Raw genomic sequence first — 2,118 nt, 5'->3', positions numbered from 1 at the left:
GATTGCCGCCCTGCAGGACGGCAGCGATGCCGAAGACCGGCGCGAATTCGGTGACCCGGCGATGCTGGTGGCCGCGCTGACCTCGCACATGCTGGGCCGCGAGCAGACCATCACCGTCGCCGGAGCCGAAGACGCCGAACCCGCCGACGGCTCCACCCCGCCCCCGGACGCGGTGCACGCCGCCGCGGTGCAGGAGCGACTGCGCGCCTGGGCCCGCAAGGAACTGTTCACGCTGCGCCTGCAGCAAAGCGAACGCAAAACCGTCCGCGAGGGCGACGGCGTGTACACGCTGGCCTGGGACACCGCGAAGAAACGCCCCCGCCTGTCCGTGGTCGATCCCGGCTTCTACTTTCCCGACCTGCCCGACAACGCCGGGGACTCCTCCGACTACCCCGACACCGTGCACTTCGCGTGGGAGATCGACGGCGACCTGAAGGCCCGCACCAAGGCGAGGCTGCGGCGCATCACCCTGGAGCTCGGGCCGATCGGCACCCGCACCCTGTCCGACACGGCCGGTGAGCGGCCCGCGCGCGTGCCCGCCCTTGCCGACGACGGCTCCACCCCGCTGCTCCTGCCCGGCGACACCTACCAGCCCGAGGCGGGCACCATCAGCCGCCTCTACCCGTGGAACGACGAACCCTCCACGCTCACCTGCTACCTCACCGACGCCGAGTGGGACCTGGACGACATCAAAGCCGACCAGGACGTGCACACCCTGGACTACCGCTACGCGACCTTCATGACCCGCCCCGACGGGGAAGTCCTGGACCATCTCGACCTGCAGCTCGACTTCCTGCCCGTGATCCACGTCCCCAACACCGTCCCGGAGGACAGCCACTGGGGGGAATCCTCGCTGTCGCAGCTGATGCAACTGTTCGACGAGATGGCCGGCACCGATACCGACTCCAGCCTCGCCTCAGCCACCACCGGCTCCCCGATCCTGGGCATCGTCAACAAGGGCGACTCCGGACGGCGCGGGCGCGGCGAACCGCAGATGATGCATGTCCAGCCCGGCATGGTCGTCGAGCTGCAAGAGGGCGGCAACATCATCACCGTCGACACCTCGCCCCAACTCGCCGAGCTACGCAACAAGACCGCCGAACTCCAAGACCGGCTGTCCCTCAACGCGCGGATGCCCGCCGTCGCCCTGGGCACCCTGGATCCGACGAAGGCGCCCTCCGGGTTCTCCATCGAGCTGTCATACGGGCCGATGGAACCGCTGATGGACTCCATGCACCTGGCCCGCGACCACAAGTACCAGCTGCTGCTGAAGATGGTGCAGCGCCTGTTCAAGGCCGGGCAGCACCCCGACTGGACCGGTCCCGTTGTCGACGCCGACCTGATGTGGGGGACTTACAAGCCCACCGACAAGGCCGCCACCCTGACCATGGTCCAGGACGCCGTCGACAAGGGCGTCATGTCGCTGGAGACCGGCGTGAAGATGCTGGTCGACGTCGGATTCCCCATCGACGACATCGGCGAGGAGATCCAGCGGATCCAGAAGCGGCAGTTCGAGAAGGCCCGCGCGCTGGCCGACGCCACCGGCGACTCGAGCGCGGTCGGCGACTACCTGGGCATCGACATCGACCCCGACCCCGTCCCGGCGCCGCCGCCCGCCCCGAACCTGCCCGGCGAGACCCCACCGGAAGACGATCCCGAAGACCTCCAACCGGGCCAGCAGGGGAGCGGGGGGAACACTCCATGATTCCTGTGGTGTCCTTGATCTCAGGCGCGGGGCCTGGAACGACAACGAGTCTGGGAGGACTTGTACTGATGCGTCGCCCCGCGCAGCACCACACCCGCCCCGCCCTCGACACGGGCTGGGCGCACCCCTACCCGGCCGGCCTGTTCTCCCCAGTGTTCTACGCCGACGGAGACCCCGACCCCGCCGTGCCCCCGGCCCCCGCCCCGCCCAAGCCGGCCCCTCCCGCCGTTTCCGGCTTCAGCCAGGAAGACCTCGAGCGGATCGCGGCCAAGGAGAAGTCCCAGGGCGAACGCGCCGGAGCGCGCAAGGCCCTGGAGGACTTCGCCAAGGAACACGGCTTCAGCAACGTCGATGACGCCAAGACTTTCATCGCCGAGGCACGCAAGGCCCAGCAGGATGCCCTGTCCGAGCAG

The 2,118-nt window shown here is 69.2% G+C and carries 2 protein-coding genes; both read left to right on the top strand.

The features are described 5' to 3' along the window. Positions 1–1,705: hypothetical protein (locus ABD378_RS43800; protein WP_344531076.1), on the top strand; the 1,705-nt coding region annotated here is incomplete at its 5' end. Positions 1,706–1,773: 68 nt separating this feature from the next. Continuing rightward, positions 1,774–2,118 (top strand): death domain-containing protein (locus ABD378_RS43795; RefSeq protein WP_486389314.1); only part of this gene is annotated, 345 nt, incomplete at its 3' end.

Source organism: Streptomyces rectiviolaceus (assembly GCF_039533825.1).
GTDB classification, from domain to species: domain Bacteria; phylum Actinomycetota; class Actinomycetes; order Streptomycetales; family Streptomycetaceae; genus Streptomyces; species Streptomyces rectiviolaceus.
The sequence above is the reverse complement of the archived record's forward strand: the minus strand, read 5'-3'. Positions and strand labels throughout refer to the sequence as shown.